The sequence below is a fragment of the Halorubrum sp. SD690R genome, from assembly GCF_005435035.1.
GTDB classification, from domain to species: Archaea; Halobacteriota; Halobacteria; order Halobacteriales; family Haloferacaceae; genus Halorubrum; species Halorubrum ezzemoulense.
Map to the genome: position 1 here is coordinate 94,682 of NZ_SGTV01000004.1, position 25,060 is coordinate 119,741.

The window sequence follows — 25,060 nt, forward strand, 5'->3', positions numbered from 1 at the left end:
GCCGTTCGTGACGCCGCTGTACCACGACTTCGCGGGCGAGACGGTGGTCGTCTTCGGCGGCGGCGCCGTCGGCTCGCGGAAGGCCCGCGGCTTCGACGAGGCCGCGCGCGTCGTGGTCGTGAGTCCCGACTTCGACGAGCGATTGCCCTCGCCCGACGACCCCGCGGCGGAGCGCGACACCGCGATCGAACTGCTACGCGCCGCTCCGGACGCCGACGCGGTCGCCGGCTGGATCGATCGGCTCGGTCCCGCGCTCGCGGTCGCCGCGACCGACGACGCCGCGGTCAACGCCGCCGTGGAGTCGGCCGCGCTCGACCGCGGGATCTTGGTCAACCGGACCGACGTCTCCGGGGGTCGCGACCCCGGGAGCGTCGTGGTGCCCGCGACGGTGGAGGACGAGCCGGTGACCGTCGCGCTCTCGACGGGCGGGACCAGCCCCGCGCTCGCGAAGGCGTTACGCGAACGGATCGAGGCCGAGATAGAGGGGGCGGGCGAGATGGCGGCGCTCTCTGGCGAGATCCGCGAGGAACTGAAATCCGAGGGTATACCTCCCGAGAAACGCCGGGAAGCGGTTCGCCGCGTTGTCAGATCCCGGGGGGTTTGGAAGGGTTTACAAAAGGGGAGATCCAACGGACGGCAAGAGGCCGACACCGTGATCGAGGAGGTACTCGACCGATGAGAGAGACGGGTGCGATCGCCGGCGTGAGCGTCGCCCACGCCGACGCGACCGTCGACGAGATCGAGGCCGCCGGCGGCGACGGCGTCCGCGCGACCGTCTCCGACCTGCTCGCGCGAGAAGGGGTCGAAGAGGCGTTCGCGGTACAGACGTGTAACCGCTCGGAGGCGTACGTCGTCACCGACCGGACCGTCGACGGCACGACGGCGCTGTCGACGTTCGCGCCGGACGTCCGCGGCGGCGCGGTCCGCCGCCTCGACCACGAGGAGAGCCTGGAACACCTGATGCGCGTCGCCTCCGGGCTGGAGTCGCTCGTGCTCGGCGAAGACCAGATCATCGGGCAGCTGCGGGAGGCCTACGAGGAGTCGAAGTCCGCCGGCGGCATCGGCCCCGTCCTCAAGGACGCCGTGACGAAGGCGCTCCACGTCGGAGAGCGGGCGCGGACGGAAACCGAGATCAACGAGGGCGTCGTCTCGCTCGGTTCCGCCGCGGTCCGGCTCGCGGCGGACGAGATCGACCTCACCGACGGCTCGGCCGTCGTCGTCGGGGCCGGCGAGATGGGGACGCTCGCGGCCCGGGCGCTCGACGACACGCCGGTCTCGGACATCGTCGTCGCGAACCGCACCGTCCCGCACGCGGAGTTCGTCGCCGAGGAGGTCGACACGCCCGCGGAGGCGGTGCCGCTCGCGGACCTCCCCGCGGTGGTCCCCGACGCCGACCTCGTCGTCACCGCGACCGGCAGCCCCGACCTCGTCGTCCACCCGTCGTACGTCGACGGCGCCGGCCGGGTCGTCTGTATCGACATCGCGCAGCCCCGCGACGTCGACCCGGCGGCCGGCGCGCGCGAGGGCGTGACCGTCTTCGACATCGACGACCTCGAAGACGTGACCCAGCGGACCAGGGAGAGCCGCGCCGCGGAGGCGCGCGAGGTCGAGTCGATCATCGACGCGGAACTCGACCGCATCCTCGAGGCGTACAAGCGCAAGCGCGCCGACGACGCCATCTCGGCGATGTACGCCGGCGCGGACCGGGTGAAGGCGCGCGAGCTCGACCGCGCGATGTCGAAGCTGGAGGCGCAGGGCGACCTCACGGACGAGCAGCGCCAGACGGTCGCCGACCTCGCCGACGCCCTCGTCGGCCAGCTGCTCGCCGCCCCGACGCGCTCGCTCCGAGACGCGGCCGGCGAGGACGACTGGGAGACGATCCGCACGGCGCTCCGGCTGTTCGACCCCGACTTCACGCCGAAGACGGGCGACTCGGTCGAGTCGGACGCTCCCGACGCCGGGGTCGGCTCCCCGGACGCGGTCCCGGACTCCGTCGCCGAGGAGCTCGACGACTGACCCCCGACCGCCGGCCCCGACGTTCTCGACCGCGCCCGCTCCGCGCCCTTTATTCGCCGACGCGCACACCGACCGGTATGAGGCTCTCCGAGTACGTCGACCGACTCGACGAGGAGCTCGACACGGCCGCGTACGCCGACGTCGACGCGAGCGCGAACGGCCTTCAGGTCGGCCCGGGCGGCGAGGCCGCTAGCCCGGGCACCGGACCCGCCGACGACCCCGAGGTCGAACGGGTCGCCTTTGCGGTCGACGCCGCGACGGCGACGATCGAGGCCGCCGCGGACGCGGGCGCCGACGTCCTCGTGGTCCACCACGGGCTCTCGTGGGGCGGCATCGAACGCGTGACCGGTCGCGTCCACGACCGGATCGCGGCGCTCATCGAGCACGACATCGCGCTGTACGTCTCGCACCTCCCACTCGACGGCCACCGGGAACTGGGCAACGCGGCGAGCGTCGCCACCGAGATCGGACTCGAAGACCGCGACCCCTTCGGCGAGATCGGCCCGGTGACGATCGGCACGATCGGGGAGACGGCGGCGCCGCGCTCGGCGGACGCGCTCCGCGAGACGCTCGACGGGTTCGAGGGCCAACCGGACGGCGAGCCGTCGCCCACACGCGTCCTGGACTTCGGGCCCGACGAGGTCGAACGGGTCGCGGTCGTCACCGGCTCCGGGGTCGACTGGCTCGACGAGGCGGTCGCGGCGGGCGCGGACGCGCTGATCACGGGCGAGGGGAAACAACAGGTGTTCCACGACGCCCGCGAGGCCGGGCTGACAGTCTTCCTCGCCGGCCACTACGCGACGGAGACGTTCGGCGTTCGGGCGCTGGAGTCGCTGACCGCCGACTGGGGCGTCGAGACGACGTACCTCTCGCATCCGACCGGGCTCTGAGCCCCGCCCGCGCCGGGCGGCGGCCCCTGCGGGCGCGCTCGCCGCCGAACGCAACCCTTACCGCTCGCGTCCGCGCAGTCCGGGTATGCGCGATCACTTCGAGATCCGGGACCACGACGCCGCCGGGCGGATCGGTCGGCTGACGGTCCCCCGCGCCGACGTCACGGTCGAGACGCCGGCGCTCCTGCCCGTGGTCAACCCCAACGTGCTCACGATCGAGCCGGAGCGGCTCCGCGAGGAGTTCGGCGCGGAGATGCTGATCACGAACTCCTACATCATCCGCAGCACCGACCGCATCCGCGAGCGCGTGGTCGACCAGGGGCTCCACGAGTTCCTCGGTTTCGACGGCGCGATCATGACCGACTCCGGCTCCTTCCAGTTGGCCGAGTACGGCGACATCGACGTGACGACCGAGGAGATTATCGAGTTCCAGCGCCGGATCGGCAGCGACGTGGCGACGCCCGTCGACGTGCCGACGCCCCCGGACGCCGACCGCGAGCGCGCCGAGTCAGAGCTCGAGACGACGAAGCGGGCGCTCGCAGACGCCGAGGCCGCCGAGACCGGCGAGATGCTCGTCAACGGGCCGGTCCAGGGGGCGACGTACGCCGACCTCCGCGAGGAGGCGGGGCGCCACGCGGCCGCGACCGACCTCGACGTGTTCCCGGTCGGCGCGATGGTGCCGCTGCTCAACTCGTACCGCTACGCCGAGGTGGTCGAGGCGGTGCGCGCGGCGAAGCGCGGGCTCGGGCCGGGGGCGCCGGTCCACCTGTTCGGGGCCGGCCACCCGATGATGCTGGCGCTCGCGGTGGCGGCTGGCTGCGATCTGTTCGACTCGGCCGCGTACGCGCTGATGGCCCGCGACGGCCGCTACCTGACGGTCTCGGGCACCGAACACCTCGAAGCGCTCGACTACTTCCCCTGCTCGTGTCCCGTGTGCGCCGACCACGAGCCGGCGGACCTCCGCGGCTTCGACGACGGCGAGGCGGAGCGGCTGCTCGCCGAGCACAACCTCCACGTCACCTTCGAGGAACTGCGCCGCGTGAAGGAGGCGATCCGCTCGGGGACGCTGCTGGAGCTGGTCGACCGCCGCGCCCGCGGCCACCCGGCGATGCTCGACGGCTACCGCGCGCTGCTCGACCACGCCGACGAACTGGAGCGGACCGACCCCGGGTCGAAGGACGCGTTCTTCTACACCTCACGGGAGGCGGCCCGTCGCCCCGAGGTGATGCGACACCACGACCGACTCGATCGGCTGGCGGCGCCCGACGACCTCCTGCTCACCGAGTCGAAGGCCCCCTCGAATCACGCGTACGACGCGGTGTGGCGCGTGAAGCCACCGTTCGGACCGTATCCGCCCGCGCTCTCGGAGACGTACCCGCTCACCGCCGAGGTTCCGGAGCGGACCGACGATGCGGCGCAGGTCGCCGCGGCGGCGGGTGTGGCCGCGCTCGCGGCGGCGAACCCGGAGACGACGCTCACGCTCGGGCACGACGCGTGGTGCGACGCCGCGTTGGCGCGGCTGCCGGACCGCGTCGAGACGGAGAACCTCCGGACGCTCGGTTGAGCCGGCGCTGGCGCGTGGATTCCGACGCGGCGAAAACCGCAGCCGTGACCGGAGTCGTCGGTCGGTTCGGCGGCGTCGAGCGACTCAGTCGCGCCGGTGACCGAGCGGTTTCTTCTGGCCGACCTCGACCTCGACGTGGATCGAGTCGGGGAAGCCGCGCGCGACGACGGACCGCGCGATGTCGTCGGCGCCGTGGATCTCCATCGAGCGGTGATACACGTCGTAGCGCCACGGCGAGAACTCGTCGCCCGGGGAGAGGTCCTTGTACAGCGGCACGGTGACGCGCTCCGAGGGGCTCGCGTGCGGGCCCTTACACTCGGCGCCCTTGCGTTCGAGCGTCTCTTTGAGCTCTTGGACGGTCTCGGCGAGCACGTCGCGGTCGCCGGACGCGAAGTGGAGTTTCGTGACGAAGGTCATGGCTGGGGGTCGTGCGTGAATGACCGCCGGAGCGGTAAAAACGCACCTACCCGCGGTCGCCGCGCGAGACCCCGCCGCGAATCCGGCCGAAGACCGGTCGACGCGGACGAGCCGTTCGGCTCCGTTCGGGAGTCCGACACGCTCTTTAGGGGTGATCGCTTACCTGCGGCCAATGACGGTCGAAGCGACCAGTGCCGGAGCCATCCTCTTCCGCGATACCCGCGGCGAACGGGAGTACTTGCTCCTGAAGAGCCGACCGGGGGACTGGGAGTTCCCCAAAGGCGGGGTCGAGGGGGACGAGGAGCTCCAGCAGACGGCGATACGAGAAGTCGGCGAGGAGGCCGGGATCGAGGATTTCCGGCTGATCGACGGGTTCCGCGAGGAGTACGACTACGTGTTCGAGGCGAACGGCAAGACCATCCACAAGACGGTCCACCTGTTCATCGCCCGCTCGTTCGAGGCGAGCGCCGAACTCTCGAAGGAGCACCGCGACCTCCAGTGGCGCGACTACGACCAGGCGCTCAACACGATCACCCAAGACGGCCCGCGCGAGATCCTCGAGGAGGCCCACGTGTACCTCGACGAGCGGAAAGACGAGGAGGACGGGAAGTACGTCTGATCGGGGGGCAGAGACGGGCGCGCGATCGATCGGCCGACAGCGGGCGCCCCCGCCCCGAGCGTTTCGCTTTTGTCCGCGCCCCGCGACGGTGTGGACAGTGACGCCCGACGCCGAGTTCGGCTACGAGCTGTTGGTCTGTCGGTACGCCGAGCTGGAGTGGCACCCGAGCGAGGGACGCCGTCCCGCGCTCGTCGCCCGCCAGCTCGGCACGCAGGCGCGCCGCTGGGACACCGTCGTGATCGAGGTCGACCCCGCGGCGTTCGAACGGCGGCGCGCGTTCGGCGACCGGGCCATCGACTCCGACCTCCTCCACGTCGTCCGCGGCGCGCCCGCCGCGTGGGCGTGGTACCGCGACGCGCTGCCTGACCCCGGCTACCCGTGGCGCTACGTTCGGCAGGCGGTCCACCGGGCGGCGGGCCGCGGCCTGATCGAGAAGCGGCGCGACGGGAACCGGATTCAGATCCGCCGCAAGCGACCGTATCCGGACTGGGTCGAGCGGATCGTCGCGGTCGAGAACAAGCCGGACCTAGACGCCAGCGCGGCCGACAGGCTCGCCGACCAGCTCGAACACGACGTCGAGACCGCGCTCGCCGACGAGGTCTGGCTCGCGACCGAGACGACCGGTGAACGCGTCGAGCCCGCCCTCCTCCGCGAGATGCCCGTCGAGGCCGGGGTCCTCGCGACCGACTTCTCCGCGGGCGTCGACGCCGACGCGGTCGACGTGGCGTGGCACCCGAGCGCCCTCTCTCCCGGACCGGGCGAGCGACGTGACGCCGCGACGGAGACGCTCCGCCTAGAGATCGCCGAGCGCGCTTACGGGAAGGGGTGGCGCACCTTCCACGACACGATGCGGCCGGACTGCCGACACTTCGAACTCCGCCGCGAGGGGCGCGCGCTCGTCCCCTACTGCGCGGCGAAGGGGAAGGTCCCCACCGCGCGGGAGTGTTCGGGGTCCTGTCCGGAGTTCTCGCCGGAACCCCCGCAGTGGCGCACGAATGGGTGGCCGATCGAGGGCGGACCGGGGAAGGGTATCGAGCGGCTGCTGGCGCGGCGTCGCGAGCGCGAACGAGATCGGGTCGAAAGCGTTGAGTGACCGAGGGCGCCAGCAGGTCGTATGCGGTTCCCGAACCCTCCGCTCTCCGAGTACGCGCTCAACACGGCCGTCGTGGTCCTCACGCTTGGGGTCCTCCAGTACACCGGTTGGCTCTCCGAGGACCCCGGCGGGCTTGACCCGGCGTTTCTCGCCGTGGTCGCGGTAACGTTCCCGGCGTTCTCGTACCTCATCGCGCTCGCCGGGGCGAACGTGTGGTCTGACGCCGGGTGACCGCCCGAACGAGCCGTCTCCCTACGCCAGCGCGGCCGCCAGCTTCTCCACGGGATGCGACGGCTCCGGCACTTCGCCCGGCCCCTCCTCCAGCTGCGTCCGGCAGGACGTTCCGGGGGCGACGAGACCGTCGCCGTCGCTGGCGTCCACCTGCTCGAAGAGGTTCTCGCCGATCGCCTTGCTCATCGAGTAGTGCTCGGCCTCGTAGCCGAACGAGCCCGCCATCCCACAACAGGAGGAGTCGAGCGGGTCGACGCCGTAGCCCGCGCGCCGGAGGACGCCGACCGCGTGGTGGTCCTTCTTCGTCGCCTTCTGGTGACAGTGACCGTGGTAGGTGAGCGACTCCGTCGGGGCGTCGAGGGAGAGAGTCTCGTCGAGCCGGTGGGCGTCGACGTACTCCATGACGCCGTAGGCGTTCTCCGAGACGGCGGCCACGTCCTCGTCCGGCACGTCGCTGGCCTCGCCGTCGAGCAGGTCGTGGTAGTCGGACTGGAGCATCACGGCGTCGGACGGTTCGACGACGACCACCTCCCAATCATCCCGGACCCGGGGGGCGAGCGTTTCTACGGCGTCCCTCGCCGTCGCGCGCGACACGTCGAGCATCCCCTTCGAGTGTGGCGGCCGCCCGCTCCCGTCGACGTCCGGGATCTCGACGTGGCAGTTCGCGGCCTCCAGCACGCGCACCGCGGCCTTCCCCGCGCCGGGGTTCGTGTAGGTCGTGTACACGTCGGGGAACAGCAGCACGTCGCGGTCGGCCTCCTCGCGCGAGACGCCCGCGCCGCCGCGGGCTTCGAACCAGTCGACGAGGGTCTCAGAGCGGAACTCGGGGAGGTCCCGCTCCCTCGCGATCCCGAGCGCCATCTCCGCGATGAGCCCGCTCCCTGGGATCTTGTTCGGGAGGTTCGAGAGCGGCGCGAGCTTCGAGGCGAGCGGCGCGAGCGACTCGAAGCGTCCGAGCAGCCGCGTCCGCAGATCGATCCCGTGCTCCTCGTGGTGGGCGTGCTCGACCTCCGCCTTCAGCTTCGCCATGTCGACGCCGCTCGGGCAGTCCACCTTACACCCCTTACAGCCGACGCAGAGGTCCATCACCTCGGTGACGAACTCGTCGTCCGTCGGGTCGTCCGGGAGCTCGCCGGAGATGGCCCCGCGGAGCATGTTCGCCCGCCCGCGGGTCGACTGGACCTCTTCCTCGGAGGCGCGGTAAGTGGGACACATCACGCCGCCGGTGGTCTCCTGCGGGCCGCGGCAACCGCCGCAGCCGTGGCAGAGCTCCACCATCCCCTGCATCCCGTTGTCGACCGCCCACTCCATCGCGGGGTCGAACCCGGCGTCGTACTCGTAGTCGGCGTCGAACCGGAGGTTCTCGCCCATGTCGACGTCGCCGCAGACGTTGCCCGGGTTGAGCAGCCAGTCGGGATCGAACGCGGTCTTGAGGTCGCGGAACGACTCCCAGAGGTCGTCGCCGTACAGCTTCCGGTTCCACTGGGTCCGCGCGCGGCCGTCGCCGTGTTCGCCCGAGACGGAGCCGCCGAGTCGGACCACCGCGTCGGTGACGCGGTCGGCGATGTCGAGCATCGCCTCCACGTCGTCGACCTCCTTCGTGTTGATGAGCGGACGGATGTGTAACACACCCGGGCCGGCGTGCGCGTAGAAGGTGGCGAAGGTGTCGTTGTCCTCCAGAATCTCTTGGAACTCGCGGGTGTACTCCGGGAGGTGTTCCGGCGGGATGGCGCAGTCCTCGATGAAGGAGATGTGCTTCTCGTCAGTGGTGCGCGAGAGGAGGATCGGTAGCCCCGCCTTCCGCATCTTCCAGAACCGGTCGCGCTCGTCCGGGTCGTGCGCCTCCAGCGCGTCGACTGCGCGGCGAGGGTGGCTCGTCGTCTCTGCGGCGCCCGCGCTCGGGTCTGTCGTCGTCTCGACGCGGGCCCCCGCGGCGCCGTCGGCCGCGCCGACCCGGTCCGCGATCAGGTCCGCGACCTTCTGTTCACCCGTCGCGTCGTCCTCGGCGTAGAACTCGATGAGCAGCACGGAGTCGGTGCCGTCGGGTAACATCCCGACGACGTCCTCGAACTCCGGCGTGTCGGCCGCGAGCCCGAGGAGGACGTCGTCCATTACCTCGACGGCGGCGGGGTCGTGTTCGAGGCACGCGGCGACGTCCTCCATCGCGTCGAGGAGGTCCTCGTAGGTCAGCAGCGCGACCGCCTTCGTCTCCGGGATCTCGACGAGCGAGACGGTCGCCTCAGTCACGGTCGCGAGCGTCCCCTCGCTGCCGGCCATGAGGCGGCCGAGGTTGACGACGCCCTCCTCGCCGTGCTCGCCGCGGTACTCGGCGAGCAGGCGGTCGAGGTTGTAGCCGGAAACGTTCCGCTTCAGCTCCGGGAAGCGCTCGTCGATCTCGTCGGCCTCCTCGTCGAGGATCCGCACGACCTCGGCGTGGATCCTCGGGAGGAGCCCGTCGGCGTCGGGGTCCGCTGACTCGCGGAGCTCCTCGACCGCCACCTCGCCGAACGTCGTCACGGTGCCGTCGGCGAGGACGACCTCCAACTCCTCGACGTAGTGGTCCGTCTTGCCGTACTTCAGCGAGTGCGCGCCGGTGGAGTTGTTGCCGATCGCCCCGCCGACCGCGGACTTGTCGCGCCACGCCGGGTCGGGTGCGAACTTCAGCCCGGCCGGTTCGACCGCGGCGTTGAGGTCGCCCACGTACGCGCCAGCCTGAACGCGGGCGGTCTCCGCGTCGGGGTCCGTCGACAGCACGCCGTCCATCTCGTCGGTCAGGTCGAGGACGACCGCCTCGTTCACGGTCTGGCCGGCGAGCGAGGTACCGCCGCCGCGGGGGAGGACGGGGATCCCCTCCTCGAAGCAGTACTCGTGGACCGCGGCCACGTCCGCGGTCGACTCCGGGATCACGACGCCGATCGGCGTGACCTCGTACGCCGAGGCGTCGGTCGCGTACAGCCGCTTCGAGTAGTCGTCGAACCGCACGTCGCCGTCCACTCGGCGATCGAGCGCGTCGACGAGATCCGGCCGTTCCACCGTCCCGCCGGTGTAGTCGAAGTCCCCGCCGTCTGTCGGGTCCGGCTCCGAGGTGTTCGTCGCCATACGAATCCCTCACGGTCGAATTATGAAAAACCTCCTGCCGTCGGCGCGCGGCGGGAACCCGGGCCGCGGGACCAGCCCGCGCTCACCGTCCGACGCGCGTCGTTCGACAACGAACGCTTAATAGGCGCGCTCGTGACCGTACCGAGTATGAACGCAGCCCCCGAGGAGATCACGTCGCTCGTCGGTCGCGAGGTGTACTCGAGCAACGGCGTCTTCGTCGGCGAAGTCGAGGACATCCAGCTCGATCTGGACGCCCGCGCCGTGACCGGACTCGCGCTCGCCGAACTCAACCACGAGCTGTTCGCCGGGCAGGTGGGCGGCTCGACCGGCGTCATCGTTCCGTACCGCTGGGTCCGCGCCGTCGGCGACGTCGTCCTAATCAACGACGTCATCGAACGATACGACGCCGGCGAGCCCGACGAGGAGGCGCCGGAGGTCGAGGCGCGCTCGGAGGCGCGCTAGGCGCGGCCGGCCGCTCCCAGACCCCCTTGGCTCCCGCTCAGAACGGCAACGCGTCGCGGAGGCTGGCGATCACGCCGCGCTCCTCGCGGCGTGCCTCGTCGAACACCGGGTACAGGGCGTCGAGGAACTCGGTCTCGTTCTCGAACTTCTCTTGCGGCACGCGGTCGAGCGCGTCCGCGAGCGCGAGGGAGCGCCCCTGCGCGTCGTAGGGCACCTCCTGATCGCCCAGCGCGTCGCGGAGCTCCGCGGTCGTCGCGGGGAACGACACGTCCGCCTCGTCGAGCCGGGCGTCGAGCGCGGCGATACCGAACTCGATAGCCTCGGGCTCTTTCGTGTCGCCGCCGCCGGGTGGCCGTGCTGCCATTACGCCGGGGTATTCCCTCCGACGGCTTGAAACCCCTGTTCTCCGCTCACTCCGGCACGGATTCGCTCGGCGGAGCGGCGTCGACGACCGCCAGTTCGACTCCCGTTCCGGAGCGGTCGAAGGCCGCGACAGAGTCGCCGTCGTACGGCGGGACGGCGACGATCACCACGGCCGCGAGGTCGTCGGTGCGCGACACCCCGAGGAACCCGTCCGGGTGCGAGAGGAACCGCGCGCCCCCCTCGCCGGCCGGCGTGCCGAGGTCGACGCCGAACACGGAGTTGACCGAATTCCCGACCGACGGCAGCGTGAAGTGAGTCACCACCGGCGTCTCCGGGTCGAGCCCGATGTCGGCCTCGAACTCGCCGGCCGGCGTCGCGGAGAGCCGGACGTTCACACCGTCTGGGTCCTCGCTCGCGGCGCGCTCGCGGAGTACGGCCAGTAGGTCGCGGGTGACGTAGATCACTGTTCGACCTCCGCTATGGGACGGATTGGCAAAAGGACACGCACGGGTCGTCCCGCTCGGTCGCGTTCAGAACGGCAGCGCGGACGCGAGCGTCTTCGCGTACAGCCCGGGCGCCTTGCGCCGCGAGTCCGAGATGGCGTCCTCGACGGCGACCGCGGCTCGCTCGTGGACGCCGACGCCGTGACCGACGAGCACGCGCTCGGGGTCGAGCCCGGAGAGCGCGCTCGTCGGCGGGGTGAGCCGCAGCATCGGGTGGACGCCGAGGCGCTCGCGGTCGCCGCGGAAGTACGACGCGGACCCGAGCGACTCCGGGACGATCAGCGTCTCGCCGTCGAAGAGCCCGACCTCCTGCCACGGCGGCACCGACGAGTCGCGGATCCGGATCGCCTCGAAGCCGGTGTCCGCGAGCCGCGACCCGAACCGCTCGACCTCGACATCGTGGCCGAGATCCTCGGTGACGCCGGTCATCCACTCGGGGACGTACACCGGGGCGTCGTGGCGGGCGGCGAGTTCGCCGCTGTCGCGCACGTGGCGGTCCAGTCCGACCACGACGCCGGCGACGGAGCCAAGCCCGTCGAGGAGGTCGTCGACACCGGGCGCGTCGACCGGGTCGACGACCCACACGTCGTCCGCGTCCGCCTCCTCGTTCTCGACCGCGAACGCGTGGCTCGCGCGCTCCATCGTCTCGTCGGGGTACGCGATCCAGCCGACGCCGCCGTCGTACCGGTCGATCTCGTGGAGGTCCGGCTCGTCGCCTTTCATGCTCATACCACCCGTTCGACCCGGTCCCTTGTTAAGTCGTCTCTGTTAGTGCGGCGTTCCGACTTCGGGAGGGCGTCGGTCGCTCACTACCGTCCGCTACTCGCCGGGCCACTTGATGGAGCAGCCGCGCGAGGGCCGGTCCGGAATCTCGACGTCCTCACCCGCGAGGACGGCGTCGACTGCGTCGCGGACGTAGAACTCTGTCGGCTCGTCGTCGGGGTTGAGCGCGTCGTCGAGCCGGCCGTGGTAGCGCAGCCGCCACTCGCCGTCCTCGCGGCCGAAGAGGAACGGGTCGGGCGTACAGACGGCGTCGTAGGCGGCCGCGACCTCGCCGGTCTCGTCGCGAAGGTACGCGTCGTACGCGACGGTGCCGTCGGCGACGGCCTCGCGCATCGCCTCGAAGGAGTCCTCCGGGTATGCGTCGGCGTCGTTGGGGTTGATCCCGACGACCGCGAGGTCGTCGTACTCGGCCGCAATCTCGTTCAGCAGGTCGATCTTCGCCTTCGCGTACGGGCAGTGATTACACGTGAACACGACGAGCAGCGCGTCCGTCTCGAAGTCGTCGCGCGCGTGGGTTTCGCCGTCCGCGCCGGGCAGTTCGAAGTCGGGCGCGGCGTCGTCGCGGTCGAGTTCCGAGTCGGATTCCATCTGGACCATACGCGGCCGTACGGGCGGACACTGAAAAGGCGTTGCGAGCTACTCTAGGTGTCGAGTCAGGGTTCACGACGGGCCGCACACTCGAGACCGGCGAGTCAATGTCTGATCTGATCTATTAACTACCTAACTCAAGGCTAGTATTTTATATGAATAAAAAAGTATTAATAGGAAATAGTATGAGCGAGACGGAGTCTGAAAAAGTGGTGTCCGTATCGTCGCGCGGGCAAGCCACAATCCCGAAGGAGTTCCGTGAGGAGTTGGGTATCGACACGCCCGGCCGTGTGAAGCTCATTCGTACTGAAGAGGGCGACATCGTCGTCCGCCCCATCCGCTCGGTTACAGACCTGCGTGGGGTTTTGGAAGGAAAACCGATGAGCAGGGGCGCTCAGCAACGGAGCGCCTCCAAGAGGAACGTACAGCGGACAAAGCCAGTGAAGAAGAGTTGCGACAGCGCTACGCCGGTGACGACGAGGCTGACGAACGACGGACTGCGCTGAGATACGATCGTCTTCGACGCTGAACCACTAATCGCGTATTTTTGTAACGAACAAGGGAGCGACACCGTCGAGACGTACGTTGACGCCATTGAACGCGCAGCAGACGGTTACATCTCGGCGATCAATCTTGCCGAGTCCACTATATCGTGCGGGCAATCGACGGCGAGGACCGGGCTGATGCCGTCGTCGACGTCCTCGAGGAAAGTGGCATCCGTCGCATCGACACCGAACAGACATGGGCGCGAGCAGCCGACTTCAAATTCCGCTACTCGCCAGCACTCGATGATGCTTTTGCGCTCGGGACAGCAGCCCACGTCAGCGGGGTGCTGTTGGTCGGTGCCGACGACGGCTACGACGATGTCACCGATGTTCCGATCACTCGGTTCCGGACTGAACCAGCTTGACTTCCTCCACGACTCTTGTGGGCTCTCTCCTCTGTTCTCTGTAAGGTCGGTCAGAACCCGGGCCACCGACAAGGCCACCCATTTGGGGGTGGTTGGTGACGGCAGACTAGCTGTGACCCGCTTTCCCTTCTTGGCCGCGACCGGACCCGCCGCTCAGTACTCGATCGCCGCGGAGTAACGATTCAGAACGGCCACGAGCCCGGCACCGACGAGCGCCGCCAGCGCGAACCGCGGGGCGGCCGCCCGCCACGACTCGCCGCTCTCGGCCAGCCGGGCGGACACCTCCACGAGCGGCGCGCGCAGCGCCCCGACGATCAGGCTCACGAGGAAGGCGAGCGTCGCGGCCCGCGCCCGGGCCAGCGCGTATCGGACGGCGTGGGCGATCGTGAAGAGCCCGCCGACGCCGCCGAGCAGGAACGCCGCCACCGGCGGCAGCGTCTCGACGAGCGCGTCTCCCCCGTTTCCGAGCGCGAGCGCGCCCGCGCCGTCGACGAATCGAGACACGACGCCGGACATGTACTCGTACTGGCCGAGGACGATAAGCAGCAGCGAGCCGGAGATCCCCGGCAGCACCATCGCGCTGACGGCGAGGCCGCCCGCGACGAAGACGAGCGGGAGCGGGCTGCCGAGCGCGGTCGCGGCGACACCGGACGCGAGGAAGGCGAGCGTGAAGCCGGCGACCGCGGCGGCTTTCCGGCGCGGCGTCGCGAGGTCGACGTCGCCGAGCAGCACCGCGGCGCTCGCTGCGATCAGCCCGAAAAAGAAGCCGTACGTCGCCACCGGCTGGGTCGCGAGCAGGCGGTTCACCGCGCTCAACACGGCCACGACCGCGGTGCCGATCCCACCGCCCAACACGAGCAGGAACGCGCCGTCGACCTCGCGGAACGCGGCCCGCGCGTCGGCGCGGCCGCTCGGTCGAACGCCGCCGAGCACGCGGCGCGCGCGGTCGGAGTCGACGGCTGTGACCGCTCCGATCAGGCGCTCGTAGATACCGACGATCAGCGCGATGGTGCCGCCGGAGACGCCCGGCACGGCGTCGGCGCTCCCCATCGCGATGCCCTTCAGGTAGATCGTCGCCCACTCGCGGAGGTCGGCCATCTGCTCTGGAGAAGCGCAGCCGCGGTAATGAAGGGCGGGGAATCAGGCCGCGTCGCCCGTGGCCGAGAAAACTGGCAGCCCGGCGCGGGGACGAGGGATGCGGTCAGTTCGGCGCGGTCGCCGCTGTCGCCGTCGTCGCGGCCGGCTCGGCACCGATCAGCGAGCCCGCGTCGGTCGAGTTCGTCGAGTTCCCGTCGTCGCTTCCACTCTCGTCATCGACGGGGCACTCGGGGTCGCCGCTCGGGCAGTCGATGACCTCCTCTTCGAGTTCGACCGTCGCCGCCGCGTCGTCGACACCGACGACCTGACCCTCGGTCACCTCGACCTGGCCGACGTGCTGAGTGGTGTACAGGTCGTCACCGGTCGTCCGCTCCGTGGTGATGTTGTACGGCCCGGTCGCGCGGACGCTCGTGTTCGTGTACCCGTTCTCGGGGCCGAACTCGTCGTAGCCCGTCGTCGAGTACGGGAGCGTGAGCTCGAAGGTCCCGTCGTCGTCCGCGGTGGCGTACTGCGTGTACTCGAAGGTCTGCCCGTTCGGCTTGCGGAGCTCGACGGTCGCTTCGACCTCCTGACCGGGAGCAGCGCCCGAGCCCTCGACGGTCGCGCCCGGAACCCGCTCGAACGTCTTGACGAAGTCGTCGCCGAACGCGCCGAACAGCGACTCGCCGAACGTCGCCTGGAGGTCGACGCCGAACCGCTGGGCGAGGATCTGCGCCTGCTGGGCGTACGGCGACCGACCGGGGGCCTGCGTGGCATGGACCAACCGGTAGTGTTCGAGCGCGTCGACGCGCTCGGAGGGGACGCCCATGACGCCGCCGACCTGCGCGGAGCCGTCCTCCTCGACGTACGACCGCGCCGCGGAGAGGTTGTCGAACCGCTGGACCGGCTGTCCCTCGCTCGGCAGGACCTTGATGTCGACCTGCTCGCCCTCGGCCGTCTGTGCCGTCTGCGGCTCCCAGTCGACGACGACCGGCTGCGGCTCGACCGCGCTCCCGTAGTGCTGGTAGAGCCGGATCATCTGGCTCTCGTGGTAGCGCTGGGTGCGGGTCTGGAGCGCGGCCCGGAGCCCGCCCTGCTGGCCGTTCTGGCCCTCCACGCGCTGGTAGAGCAGCTCGTTGAAGTCGCGCACCGTCTCGTTGCCGCTGTAGAACGTGACCGGCGCGTTGAACTTGGAGTTCGGCGACGCCATCTGCCAGTCGACCATCACGTAGCGGGTGTCGTTGCCCTCGGTGCTCTGGCTCGCGAGCACCTCCGCGGCCTCTTCCTCGCTCGGCGCGAGCAGGTAGTCCGCGGCTTCGCCCGCGTTCTGCTGGAACGGATTGGCGTTCGGGATGCGCTCGGCGCGCGTGGTGATCCAGTGGCCGTAGTCCCACCACGACTGGACGCCGTACGCGCCCTCGGGGTACTCGAAGTCGCCGTCTGCGGGCCGCTCGTAGGTACCGTACAGCTCCATCGGGTTGTCCGCGCCCTCGAGTTCACCTGGTTGGGGCGTCTCGTCGTTCATCCACTGGAGGCTCTCGTCCCACTGGACGACGCTGCCAGGCCCGCTGGAGTTGCCCGCCTGCCAGACCGGGGTGGCGACGCCGACGAGCGGGACGAGGAGGACCGCGAGGACGGCGGCGACGGTGAGCACCTGCCACCCCTCGATATCGCGGAGCGCGGCGAGCGAGGTGAGATCGATGGCGTCGAGCGCCACCTGGAGGAAGTATGCCGTCCCGACCGCAACGACGACGGCGAGGTAGTAGTTGAAGCGGCCTTGGGTGAACGCGGCGCTCCCGATGAACGCCGCCCACACGACGAAGAACAACTCCTCAGCGTCGTACTCAACGAGCAGTGTTGCGCCGACGAGGAACCCGGCGGCAATGAGTAGGCCGACCACCTGCCAGTCGACGCCAACGAGCCCGCCGATCGCACTGTACGCCTGCGGGACCGCGTAGACGGTACCGATGACGGCGAGTGCGGTCGGGATGTAGAGGGTGTGGTTGATGTCGTCAGACCGGTACAGTGGGCGTGCGAGGATGTAGAGGACCGCCGCGAGCGCGAGGAAGAAAGCGAGCCCGTACTGCCCGAGGACGAAGTCGGCGAAGGAAGCCCCTTGGAGTGGGGGCTGGGCCTCGCCGATGGTGCGGGCATTCGCGGTCGCAGAGAAGCCGACGGTGCTGAGCAGTCGCCCGGTCAGAACGGACCACAGTGACGGAATTGCGACCCAAATAGAAACCGCTGAAGCAAGAATTAATCCCACGACGGCCGCGGGGTAAGTGTCACTATCGAGTTCGTTCGACTCCCACTGGCGAGCCAACCATGCGAGAAAGATTGAGCCGAGTGCGACACCTAGCGGAAGAATGATCTGAAGATACGAGTATTCACTCACCGCAAAGCGGAAGGTGTCAAGCGGGATCACTTGCATCAGGCCGGCGACAATCATTGCGACCGCGCCCGCAAACGCTACCGGCTCGGGGCTTTTGCCGTGGTAGGTGTCGCTCGTGAGTTTGACCGCGAGGAAAATGCCCGTGAATCCGACCATCAGTATGCCGGGCTGCCACGTCCACATGTACAGACCGAGGGCGACGCCCGCTGCGGCGGCGTAGGCGACAGGGCGACGGAGTGCCTCCCAGTCTTGGTCGGCGACGAGTTCCCACACCGGTTTCTCACGTTCGGCGACGCCGAGCGCGACGAGGAACGCGAGGACCGCTGTACTCTGGAAGAGGACCTCTGCCGCACTGTGATCGGGGAACCCGACGAGCGTGTAGCGGAGGAAGGTCCCCGAGAACAGCGCCAGCGTCGCCGCGCCGACGAGCGCGGGCACGCGGTCGACGAACCGCTGCGCGATGAAGTACGTCGGCACGGCAACGAGTGCGCCAGTGATAGGAGCCATGACGAGCATGACCTCCTCGGTGCTGCCCATGATCGGTCGGGCGATCCAGATGCCAACGGCCATGATGTGGTCCCATAGCGTCCCGAACTGGCCGGCGTTGGTCCCGACTGGGAAGCCCGTCCACACGTCGTACGGGAGCGTGCTCGGCCAGTTTTCGAGAAGGTAACTCGTCGTACGGAAGTGATACCACGCGTCGTTGCCGCGGAAGTACACCTCACCGTTCCGGATGAAGTTCTCGTACGAGCGCAGTCGCGTCCACAGCATGAACGCGACCACCCCGAGGAGGACGGGAACGGGGTACCACCGCGTGAGGAGATCGGACGGGGACGCGTCCGATTTATCGGGCGGATCGTTCGAATCGCTCATTACCGCATGGAACTGGCAAAACGCGCATAAGGCTTGTCATATACCCGCGCCCGCTGGACGTTCTCGGGGGTACCCGCACGCGAATTGGCACCCGCCTGCGACGCGAGGCGGAACCCCTAAGCGCGCGGGTCGAAAGCGTGTCGGTGTGAAGCTCTCGGTCGTCGTCTGTACGTACACGCTCGACATGTACGAGCACTTCTGTGAGGCCGCAGACAGCGTCCTCGCGCAGACCCACGACGACGTCGAGCTCGTCGTGGTCGTCGACGGGGTACCCGAGGTGTACGAGCGCGTCGCTGAGGATTACGGCTACCGCGAGGACACGGTAATCGAGTGTAACGACGAGAACGTGGGTTTATTAACGAGTCGGAATCGGGGCGCGGAGCTGGCGACTGGGGATGTAGTCGCGTTCATCGATGACGACGCGGTCGCGGACGAGGCGTGGGCCGAGCGGCTGGTTCGGGCGTACGATGAGGAAGACGCGATCGCAGCGGGCGGGAAGATGATACCCGAGTGGGTCGCTGGGAAGCCCGCGTATCTTCCCGAGGAGTTCTACTGGCTGATCGGGGTGACGCACAAGGGATTCGCGGACGGATCGGGCGAGGTGCGAAACACCTTCGGATCGAACATCTCGTTCCGGGCGGACGTGTTCGAGGACTTAGGCGGGTTCGATGTCGACATCGGCGGGCGGAAGGGCGACAAGAACCTCCAAGGCGGCGAGACGGAGCTATGTGCACGAATGCACGAGAAGTACGGACAGGGTGTGTGGTACGACCCCGAGGCGGAGGTGGCGCACAAGGTGTTCGAGTACCGGACGGAGTTTCGGTGGTTGGTTGATCGGGCGTTCTGGCAAGGGTACTCGAAGCGGGCGATGGAGTCGATGGTTAATGACGGGCAGGCTAGTGAGGAGGCGTTCCTCAAGCGACTGGCGATGGAATTCGTTCCCGATCGTCTCGCGACGCTCATACGGAACCCATCCATCCCGGAAATGATCCAGTTGATCACGCTGGTCGTGTTCACTGCGTTAGTGGGTGTGGGCTACCTGTACGGTTACACGCGCTACTGAATGGACAGCGATAAACTCTCGTCGGTTGAACCACGCTTTATGACAGACAGTGGTGTCTGCGTCGTAACGCATCCGCTGAGTGCCGCCGGGGAGAACGCGACGCGGACCCTTCTAAATGTTCTCGCGGAACTCGGACCGGTATCACTGGTGACTGCGGACCTCCCGGCTGATTCCACAATCCGCGAGGACCGAGAAGTCGTAGAACTGACCCAGAAGGAAACAGGCGATAGCGTCCCGGTCGCAGCCGTGCGATTCATCCTGAACCAGCTGCGGATGTGCGTCGCTATCGGCAGGCGCCCCGAGGAGACGATCCTGTTCTTCGGCGCGACCGCGTATCTCCTCCCGATTCTGTTCTCGCGTTCGATCGGTAAGACGGTATTTGTCGAACCGAGAGGTGACGTACCGCTAACCTTGCGACTTACATGGGAACAGCGGATGCCGGACGCCTTCGCCGCAGCGCTCGCCGGAAGTGTTCGCTTGCTCGAGCGGATTGGATTCCTGACCGCCCACACCGTGGTCACATACACGCCGAACATGGCTCGGGAATTAGGTCTCGATCCCGATTCTCCGAGGGTGTACGCCCACGGTGCTAGGTACGTTGACACAGAAGCCTTCCGACCGGAGATTCCGTTCGAGGAGCGTGACACCGTCGTCGGATTTGTGGGTCGACTCGACGAGGAGAAGGGGATACGAGAGCTCGCAGCGGTCGCGAGTCGGCTCCCCGACGGACTCACCTTTCGTTTCGTTGGTGACGGGCCGCTCCACGAGTGGTTAGAGTCGGAGTTGACTGAGGAGATCGAGGACGGGACGGTCGAACTGGCGGGATGGGTCGACCACGATGATGTGCCTGCGGAACTCACCCGCATGAAGCTGCTCGTGATGCCGTCGCAACCAACGGAGGGACTTCCGACGACAATTCTGGAGGCGATGGCCTGTGGGACGCCGGTCTACGCCACGCCTGTCTCGGGGGTTCCCGATGTTGTCCTGGACGACGAGACCGGATTTACGATGCGTGAGGACGACCATGAGGAGATGGCTCGACGCGTCGTTTCAGCCCTTGAGAGCAAGGAATTAAACGAGATGAGCCGTCGATGTCGAGAACTCATCGAGACGGAATACAGCTTTGACGCGGCAGTGCGGAGGTATCAGCGTCTCCTCAAGAAGGAAAGCTAGCGAGCGTCCATCGGTTTCCCAGCCGTTCGACGACTGATCCGTCGGGGATATCGATAGACCGTTCGAATTATGAACGCCAAAAGGCTAGTTATCGAGAGATGATTGAGTTTAACAATGAACGGATCGGCAGTGATCAACGACCATACATCGTCGCCGAGGCTGGCGTCAACTTCCGCGATGACATTGAGCTCGGGAAGGCCTTCGTTGAGGAAGCGGCCGCCGCGGGAGCTGATGCCGTCAAGTTCCAGACGCACGTTCCCGTGGCCGAGATGGTCGAGTCGGAGATGGACGACCTCGGGATGTCCGACCTGTACGATCGGATGGGTGTTTACGAGCTCTCTCTGGAGGAGCATCGAGAGTTGAAACGCCACTGCGAGGAACACGATGTCACCTTTCTCTCGACCCCGTTCTCACCGGCAGCCGTCGAGCGCCTCGAGGAAGTTGGTGTGGGCGCCTATAAGGTCGGTTCTGGCGAACTAACCAATCATCATCTCCTCCGGACTATCGCTGAGACAGGCAAGCCGATGATCGTCTCCACTGGCATGCACGACATGGAGACTGTTCGGGAGACGGCTGCACTCCTCAACGAACACGCTTCAGAGTTCATGTTCCTCTACTGCGTCTCAGAGTATCCCACTGAGCCGTCGGACTTCAATCTCGGCCTCATTGAGCGGATGGGTGCAGAGTTCGACGTTCCGGTTGGGTTCTCGGATCATTCGACCGGCGTCGAGGCCGCCGCGATCGCGATGGCGCGCGGGGCCGCCCTCGTCGAGAAGCACTTCACGATTGATCGGCGTTTGCCTGGAGGTGATCAAGAGGTGTCGATCGAGCCCGAAGAACTCGAGAAGTTGGCCGAGTACGCGACTCTCTGCCACGAGACGATGGCCGATGAGAAGGAAGTCCGGGACGACGAATCCGCGATCGCCGAATGGGCTCGACACAGCGTGGTTACGGCGAATGACGTGACGGCCGGAGAAACGCTCACGACCGAGAAGCTGACGACGAAACGCCCCGGAACCGGAATTCCTGCGACAGAGTTTGAAAATGTCGTCGGAAGTGTTGTAACACGCGACATGAAAGCGGACACGACGGTACGGGAGACGGATCTGGAATAATCTGTTCATCGCGTCATACCCAAGTTCACGCACCACGGAACCAGTGAATTTATTCAGCCGATGAACCCTACCTCTAGCTATGCGAAAGATCTGCTTCCCCGTGACCACCCGAGGGAACTACGGAAAATTCAAGCCGGTGATGCGGGCTGTGAAGGCCCACCCTGAGTTGGAACTTCAGCTCATCGTGGCCGGTGGTGCGCTCCTACACAAATACGGGAACTTCGTCGAAGACGGTTATCTGGGCGAGTTCGAGGTGGACAAGAAGATCTACTTCCTTTTGGAAGGGGAGAATCCGATTACGATGGCGAAGTCGACTGGAATCGCGTTGACCGAGTTCACGTCTGCCTTCGAGAATCTCGATCCGGACGTCGTCATGACGATCGCCGATCGGTTCGAGGAGCTCGCTATCGGGACGGCCGCTGCCTTCCAGAACATCCCGTTGGCACACATCGAAGGGGGAGAGGTGTCCGGATCGGTCGACGAGAGCATTCGACACGCGATAACGAAGATGTCTCACCTCCACTTCCCGTCGACTGAGCGTGCCGCGGAACGTGTTCGCAAGCTGGGCGAGCGGCCGGAGAGTATCTTCAACGTGGGAACACCGAGCCTCGACGTAATATCGAACCTCGATTTAGACGACATTGAAACCGTGGAGTCGGATCTTCGTGATAAGGGCGTCGGCGCTGATATTCGCTTGAGTGACGACTACCTACTGGTCATACAGCATCCGATCACAACCGAGTACGATCAAAACCGGCGGTATATCGACGAAACGATCAAGGCAATCGATGAGCTCAATCGACCGACGGTCTGGCTCTGGCCCAACATGGATGCGGGATCCGACGCAGTCTCGAAAGGAATTCGGGTCTATCGGGAGCAAAACGATCAGGACTTCATCCGCTTTTTCACGAGCCTTCCGTTGGAACAGTACGCAGTCCTTCTGAACAATGCTTCCTGTATCGTCGGGAATTCAAGCAGCGGAATTCGCGAGTCAGCCTATCTCGGGGTACCCTCCGTTAACATCGGAAATCGACAAAACGGTCGTCAGCGGGCTGATAACGTTGTGGATGTCCCCCACGACGCGGACGCTATCAAAGAAGCTATCGGAAGCCAGATGAGCCACGAACCGTATGAATCCAGCGACATCTACGGCGATGGAAACTCTGGAGAGTGGATCGCGGATGTCATCGCCGAATTCGAGTTCAACATCCAAAAACAGATCTCGTATTGAGAGAGTGAGGCAGGGACCTCCCGGGTGAGGACACGCCATCTAAACCGAGCCCAAGAGGAACTTCGATGGTCTCAGGCAACTCGATACATCACGATTTTACCTCTCATCATCGACGTATTCCATGATCTGTTCAGCCAGCCAGAAGTCGAACTCGGTGTCAATATCGATCGAACGGCGTTCGGACATCTCGAAGAGTTCGACGGTTCCACTCCGGAGATTTCTCTGTGTTAAGAACAGATCCGTGTCCACGACGTAAATCGCGCCGTTCTCGACGTACTCCGAGGATTTATTCTGTCTCCGACTGACATCGCTGGTGTAGTTTAGTTGCTTGGCGCCCTCTGACTTTGGTTGCCACCGGTAGCTATGGTCCTCGAAAGTCGAAATGACGGTCGTGACATCGGAAGTCCGGTGGCGCTCCACAGCACGATCGATGTGGTTCGCGTTTCGAAGTGGTGAGGTCGGTTGGAGGAGAACGATCGCCGAACACGTATAATTCTCCTCGTCCTCAAGATACGAGATCGCGTGCTCGACGACCGGCGCCATCGATGCCCCGTCTGTCGCGAGTTCGTCTGGCCGGAGGAACGGTGCCTCGGCACCACACTCCCGAGCTACTCGTCTGATCTCCGGATCGTCAGTCGTCACGATTGTTCGATCCAACTTGTCGGCGTTCTCCGCGGCCGCGATGGTGTGAGCGATGAGTGGCTGTCCCGCGAGCGTCCGAACGTTCTTTCGCTCGACTCCCTTCGAGCCGCCGCGGGCGGGAATTATCCCTAGATACTCCGTCTCCGTCATTATGTCTGTGAGATTTTTCCACTGCTATAGTCGTAGGGGATTTCGGTCCGTCTGAAACCCGATGTCCGCTCGCGGACGGCTTTCACGGGATAAACACCATCAGAGCAGCGCGCGGAAGTATGGGTAATCGGAGAGGATAGAGACAGTCTTCTGTCGGACCGTGGACGATAGTATAAGCAGTGCGATCGAGTAGACGCCTGCGGCCAGAAGAACGAGGACGACCGTCTCGATCCGCCCCGAGTCGAGGACTGGGGATAGCCCGAACACGGCAAGAACCATGATCGAACTGGCGACGACTTGGAGTCCGATCTCCCGGTACGGGACCCGGATCGGTATAATCTGGTTGACCCAGTAGTACCCGAATAAGAGACCGATGGTCGCCGAACTTGTAGTTCCGATAGCTGCCCCGTACCAGCCGAATAGGGGAATTAGCGTGAAATTCAGGGCGACGTTTGAGGCCACCGCCACGGCGTTGATCCGAAAACCGATATCAGGTCGGTCGATCGCGTTTATCGTGTTTTTGAACAGCCCGTTATACGCGTTCGTGAGCCTGGCGATGACCAAGAGGACGAGGATCAAAGCCCCCTGACCATACTCGGGACCATAGATCTCGAGGACTCGAGGACCGACTGTTAGCGCCCCTGCCAATCCGGGGATCATGAATATGCCCGCGAACGAGAGCCCCTCAGTGCAAAGCTCGCTGATCTCATCGTAGCGATTGTCGGTACTTAGTTCACTGAATGTCGGGAACAGCGTAGTTCCGATAGACGAGCTGACGACCGAGAGGGCTGAAGCCATCGTCCAGGCGGCCTGATAGATGCCGATCAGGGTCGAACTCACGAACAGCGCCAGAATGACTGTGTCGAGCCAGTTGAACGCTTTGACTGACAGCTGTCCCAACCAAGAGTATCTCGCATACTCGAAGAGCCGCCTGAAGTGTTCTCTGCTCGGCCAAGTGGGACGTACCGAGTTGATAGTGACTGCGAACGCTGTAGCGACCAGAAACGAGAGCGAGTGGCCCCAGAGTAGTCCCGAGACTCCCAGTCCCAAGAGGAGGGTCAGCCCAATCTGGAGTCCGGTTCGGACTACCCTTCCAGATGTCCAGATGATACTTGCTTGTGCGACCTTTTTTTGTCCATGAAGAACAGCACTCATGAAGTTCGCAGCGAACGAAAAGAAGACAAGCGTCGCCATCTCGATGCTTACTGGATGACCAACGTACGACTCGACTCTCTGGGGGAAGAGCAATATACAGGTGATTACCGAAAGAGCGATAACCGTGTTTAACAGGGCACCCGCCGACAATATCTCGCCTTGGTCGACCTGTTCACTCACGCGCTTATTGACTGCGGAATCAACCGCTGACGCCGGCAAATACACCCAATACAGAACTCCTACCGCCACCGAGTAAGCTCCTAGTGTCTCTGGCCCGAGATAGGAAGCGATGTAGAATGTCGCCACGAACCCGACCAGTGTACTGAACTGGCCTGATGTAAAAACGACAATGGAAGTTTTTGCTAGTCGCATCGATGAGACTCTATGATATAACCGTATAATATCTCATTTTGAGACGGAGAATAGAATCTTTTCATTTTGATTGAAGTGTCGTAGAGCGATCTAGAGAGTAAGGTTGATTTTGATACACTACATACATGTTGTATTACAGGATAAAGCTCTGTTGGGATCATTGTTCTCACAAATAGAAAGTCATAATATCAGTATTGGTATAGAATCCATTCATTCATTATCGAAATCACCAATTGAAGATGTTAAAACCATTTTGGAAATACTATGATCTCGGTATGTAAA

General features: G+C 65.9%; 23 protein-coding genes and 1 pseudogene. 14 read left to right on the top strand and 10 right to left on the bottom strand.

Translation table 11 applies throughout. The features are described from left to right. The first annotated feature begins 7 nt into the window (after nt 1–7). From EXE41_RS03990 to tgtA, 4 genes are all read left to right on the top strand, one after another. Nucleotides 8–679 carry a bifunctional precorrin-2 dehydrogenase/sirohydrochlorin ferrochelatase gene (locus tag EXE41_RS03990; RefSeq protein ID WP_049929752.1) on the top strand — a complete coding sequence of 224 codons (672 nt, stop codon included), beginning with the start codon at nt 8–10 and terminating at the stop codon, nt 677–679. Further along, complete coding sequence (gene hemA, locus EXE41_RS03995) at nt 676–2,016, top strand: glutamyl-tRNA reductase (protein WP_049929751.1); 1,341 nt, start codon at nt 676–678, stop codon at nt 2,014–2,016. Before EXE41_RS03990 ends, hemA begins: the two co-directional genes overlap by 4 nt. Nucleotides 2,017–2,093: 77 nt before the next feature. Continuing rightward, nucleotides 2,094–2,906 carry a Nif3-like dinuclear metal center hexameric protein gene (locus EXE41_RS04000; protein ID WP_137690338.1) on the top strand — a complete coding sequence of 271 codons (813 nt, stop codon included), beginning with the start codon at nt 2,094–2,096 and terminating at the stop codon, nt 2,904–2,906. A gap of 85 nt (nt 2,907–2,991) precedes the next feature. Then, nucleotides 2,992–4,470 (top strand): tRNA guanosine(15) transglycosylase TgtA, encoded by a 1,479-nt coding sequence (gene tgtA, locus EXE41_RS04005; protein WP_137690339.1) that lies wholly within the window; start codon nt 2,992–2,994, stop codon nt 4,468–4,470. An 84-nt stretch (nt 4,471–4,554) separates the two neighbouring features. On the opposite strand, the gene EXE41_RS04010 is transcribed toward tgtA, so the two are convergent. Further along, the gene (locus EXE41_RS04010; protein ID WP_049929748.1) at nt 4,555–4,887 is read right to left on the bottom strand and encodes an uS10/mL48 family ribosomal protein; all 333 of its coding nucleotides are present in this window, start codon (nt 4,885–4,887) and stop codon (nt 4,555–4,557) included. Nucleotides 4,888–5,059: 172 nt separating this feature from the next. Here EXE41_RS04010 and EXE41_RS04015 point away from each other — a divergent pair, with 172 nt between their 5' ends. From EXE41_RS04015 to EXE41_RS04025, 3 genes are all read left to right on the top strand, one after another. Beyond that, nucleotides 5,060–5,506, top strand: a complete 447-nt coding sequence (locus EXE41_RS04015) for a bis(5'-nucleosyl)-tetraphosphatase (protein WP_049929747.1) — start codon at nt 5,060–5,062, stop codon at nt 5,504–5,506. Nucleotides 5,507–5,603: 97 nt separating this feature from the next. Continuing rightward, nucleotides 5,604–6,599, top strand: coding sequence for a DUF5787 family protein (locus EXE41_RS04020; RefSeq protein ID WP_089307737.1), 996 nt, complete (start codon nt 5,604–5,606; stop codon nt 6,597–6,599). 21 nt (nt 6,600–6,620) lie between these two features. Further along, nucleotides 6,621–6,830, top strand: coding sequence for a hypothetical protein (locus EXE41_RS04025; RefSeq protein ID WP_049929745.1), 210 nt, complete (start codon nt 6,621–6,623; stop codon nt 6,828–6,830). Nucleotides 6,831–6,851: 21 nt separating this feature from the next. On the opposite strand, the gene EXE41_RS04030 is transcribed toward EXE41_RS04025, so the two are convergent. Next, complete coding sequence (locus EXE41_RS04030) at nt 6,852–9,929, bottom strand: FAD-binding and (Fe-S)-binding domain-containing protein (protein WP_137690340.1); 3,078 nt, start codon at nt 9,927–9,929, stop codon at nt 6,852–6,854. A gap of 147 nt (nt 9,930–10,076) precedes the next feature. On the opposite strand from EXE41_RS04030, the gene EXE41_RS04035 reads away from it, so the two are divergent. Continuing rightward, entirely contained in the window at nt 10,077–10,391 is a 315-nt protein-coding gene (locus tag EXE41_RS04035) for a PRC-barrel domain-containing protein (protein WP_049929743.1), read from the top strand. A 37-nt stretch (nt 10,392–10,428) separates the two neighbouring features. Here the strand turns inward: EXE41_RS04035 and EXE41_RS04040 are convergent, their stop codons facing one another. The 4 genes from EXE41_RS04040 to EXE41_RS04055 form a co-directional block, all read right to left on the bottom strand. Continuing rightward, a complete protein-coding gene (locus tag EXE41_RS04040) occupies nt 10,429–10,755 on the bottom strand; it encodes a hypothetical protein (protein WP_049929742.1) in 327 nt (108 codons plus the stop codon). 46 nt (nt 10,756–10,801) lie between these two features. After that, nucleotides 10,802–11,218 (bottom strand): hypothetical protein, encoded by a 417-nt coding sequence (locus EXE41_RS04045; RefSeq protein WP_049929741.1) that lies wholly within the window; start codon nt 11,216–11,218, stop codon nt 10,802–10,804. A 66-nt stretch (nt 11,219–11,284) separates the two neighbouring features. Then, the gene (locus tag EXE41_RS04050) at nt 11,285–11,980 is read right to left on the bottom strand and encodes a hypothetical protein (RefSeq protein ID WP_137690371.1); all 696 of its coding nucleotides are present in this window, start codon (nt 11,978–11,980) and stop codon (nt 11,285–11,287) included. A 96-nt stretch (nt 11,981–12,076) separates the two neighbouring features. After that, nucleotides 12,077–12,637 carry a thioredoxin family protein gene (locus EXE41_RS04055; protein ID WP_137690341.1) on the bottom strand — a complete coding sequence of 187 codons (561 nt, stop codon included), beginning with the start codon at nt 12,635–12,637 and terminating at the stop codon, nt 12,077–12,079. Between the two features lie 176 nt (nt 12,638–12,813). Between EXE41_RS04055 and EXE41_RS04060 the strand changes: the two are divergent. Both EXE41_RS04060 and EXE41_RS19580 read left to right on the top strand, forming a co-directional pair. Beyond that, nucleotides 12,814–13,157: pseudogene (locus EXE41_RS04060) on the top strand (AbrB/MazE/SpoVT family DNA-binding domain-containing protein). Between the two features lie 123 nt (nt 13,158–13,280). Then, nucleotides 13,281–13,538, top strand: coding sequence for a hypothetical protein (locus tag EXE41_RS19580; RefSeq protein WP_241987186.1), 258 nt, complete (start codon nt 13,281–13,283; stop codon nt 13,536–13,538). 153 nt (nt 13,539–13,691) lie between these two features. Here the strand turns inward: EXE41_RS19580 and EXE41_RS04070 are convergent, their stop codons facing one another. Both EXE41_RS04070 and EXE41_RS04075 read right to left on the bottom strand, forming a co-directional pair. Beyond that, complete coding sequence (locus tag EXE41_RS04070) at nt 13,692–14,636, bottom strand: DUF368 domain-containing protein (protein ID WP_137690342.1); 945 nt, start codon at nt 14,634–14,636, stop codon at nt 13,692–13,694. A 103-nt stretch (nt 14,637–14,739) separates the two neighbouring features. After that, on the bottom strand, nt 14,740–17,877 hold the full coding sequence (locus tag EXE41_RS04075) for an oligosaccharyl transferase, archaeosortase A system-associated (protein ID WP_137690343.1): 3,138 nt from the start codon (nt 17,875–17,877) through the stop codon (nt 14,740–14,742). 145 nt (nt 17,878–18,022) lie between these two features. On the opposite strand from EXE41_RS04075, the gene aglG reads away from it, so the two are divergent. The 4 genes from aglG (at nt 18,023) to neuC (ending at nt 22,459) form a co-directional block, all read left to right on the top strand. Then, entirely contained in the window at nt 18,023–18,940 is a 918-nt protein-coding gene (aglG, locus tag EXE41_RS04080; RefSeq protein ID WP_137690344.1) for a glucosyl-dolichyl phosphate glucuronosyltransferase, read from the top strand. A 39-nt stretch (nt 18,941–18,979) separates the two neighbouring features. Beyond that, nucleotides 18,980–20,113: a glycosyltransferase family 4 protein gene (locus tag EXE41_RS04085; RefSeq protein ID WP_137690345.1), complete on the top strand. Its 1,134-nt coding sequence runs from the start codon at nt 18,980–18,982 to the stop codon at nt 20,111–20,113. A 98-nt stretch (nt 20,114–20,211) separates the two neighbouring features. Next, the gene (locus tag EXE41_RS04090; RefSeq protein WP_137690346.1) at nt 20,212–21,228 is read left to right on the top strand and encodes an N-acetylneuraminate synthase family protein; all 1,017 of its coding nucleotides are present in this window, start codon (nt 20,212–20,214) and stop codon (nt 21,226–21,228) included. Between the two features lie 79 nt (nt 21,229–21,307). Further along, nucleotides 21,308–22,459, top strand: a complete 1,152-nt coding sequence (gene neuC / locus EXE41_RS04095; RefSeq protein ID WP_137690347.1) for a UDP-N-acetylglucosamine 2-epimerase — start codon at nt 21,308–21,310, stop codon at nt 22,457–22,459. Nucleotides 22,460–22,555: 96 nt separating this feature from the next. Here the strand turns inward: neuC and EXE41_RS04100 are convergent, their stop codons facing one another. Further along, the gene (locus tag EXE41_RS04100; protein WP_137690348.1) at nt 22,556–23,251 is read right to left on the bottom strand and encodes an acylneuraminate cytidylyltransferase family protein; all 696 of its coding nucleotides are present in this window, start codon (nt 23,249–23,251) and stop codon (nt 22,556–22,558) included. A 99-nt stretch (nt 23,252–23,350) separates the two neighbouring features. Further along, nucleotides 23,351–24,778, bottom strand: a complete 1,428-nt coding sequence (locus EXE41_RS04105) for a polysaccharide biosynthesis C-terminal domain-containing protein (protein WP_137690349.1) — start codon at nt 24,776–24,778, stop codon at nt 23,351–23,353. Nucleotides 24,779–25,060: the final 282 nt, after the last annotated feature.

Bases quoted from the DNA above. Each gene is read 5' to 3' on its own strand.
- hemA (WP_049929751.1), top strand. From the start codon at position 676: ATGAGAGAGACGGGTGCGATCGCCGGCGTGAGCGTCGCCCACGCCGAC.
- EXE41_RS04000 (WP_137690338.1), top strand. From the start codon at position 2,094: ATGAGGCTCTCCGAGTACGTCGACCGACTCGACGAGGAGCTCGACACG.
- tgtA (WP_137690339.1), top strand. From the start codon at position 2,992: ATGCGCGATCACTTCGAGATCCGGGACCACGACGCCGCCGGGCGGATC.
- EXE41_RS04010 (WP_049929748.1), bottom strand. From the start codon at position 4,887: ATGACCTTCGTCACGAAACTCCACTTCGCGTCCGGCGACCGCGACGTG.
- EXE41_RS04015 (WP_049929747.1), top strand. From the start codon at position 5,060: ATGACGGTCGAAGCGACCAGTGCCGGAGCCATCCTCTTCCGCGATACC.
- EXE41_RS04025 (WP_049929745.1), top strand. From the start codon at position 6,621: ATGCGGTTCCCGAACCCTCCGCTCTCCGAGTACGCGCTCAACACGGCC.
- EXE41_RS04030 (WP_137690340.1), bottom strand. From the start codon at position 9,929: ATGGCGACGAACACCTCGGAGCCGGACCCGACAGACGGCGGGGACTTC.
- EXE41_RS04035 (WP_049929743.1), top strand. From the start codon at position 10,077: ATGAACGCAGCCCCCGAGGAGATCACGTCGCTCGTCGGTCGCGAGGTG.
- EXE41_RS04040 (WP_049929742.1), bottom strand. From the start codon at position 10,755: ATGGCAGCACGGCCACCCGGCGGCGGCGACACGAAAGAGCCCGAGGCT.
- EXE41_RS04050 (WP_137690371.1), bottom strand. From the start codon at position 11,980: ATGAAAGGCGACGAGCCGGACCTCCACGAGATCGACCGGTACGACGGC.
- EXE41_RS04055 (WP_137690341.1), bottom strand. From the start codon at position 12,637: ATGGTCCAGATGGAATCCGACTCGGAACTCGACCGCGACGACGCCGCG.
- EXE41_RS04070 (WP_137690342.1), bottom strand. From the start codon at position 14,636: ATGGCCGACCTCCGCGAGTGGGCGACGATCTACCTGAAGGGCATCGCG.
- EXE41_RS04075 (WP_137690343.1), bottom strand. From the start codon at position 17,877: ATGAGCGATTCGAACGATCCGCCCGATAAATCGGACGCGTCCCCGTCC.
- EXE41_RS04085 (WP_137690345.1), top strand. From the start codon at position 18,980: ATGACAGACAGTGGTGTCTGCGTCGTAACGCATCCGCTGAGTGCCGCC.
- EXE41_RS04090 (WP_137690346.1), top strand. From the start codon at position 20,212: ATGATTGAGTTTAACAATGAACGGATCGGCAGTGATCAACGACCATAC.
- neuC (WP_137690347.1), top strand. From the start codon at position 21,308: ATGCGAAAGATCTGCTTCCCCGTGACCACCCGAGGGAACTACGGAAAA.
- EXE41_RS04100 (WP_137690348.1), bottom strand. From the start codon at position 23,251: ATGACGGAGACGGAGTATCTAGGGATAATTCCCGCCCGCGGCGGCTCG.
- EXE41_RS04105 (WP_137690349.1), bottom strand. From the start codon at position 24,778: ATGCGACTAGCAAAAACTTCCATTGTCGTTTTTACATCAGGCCAGTTC.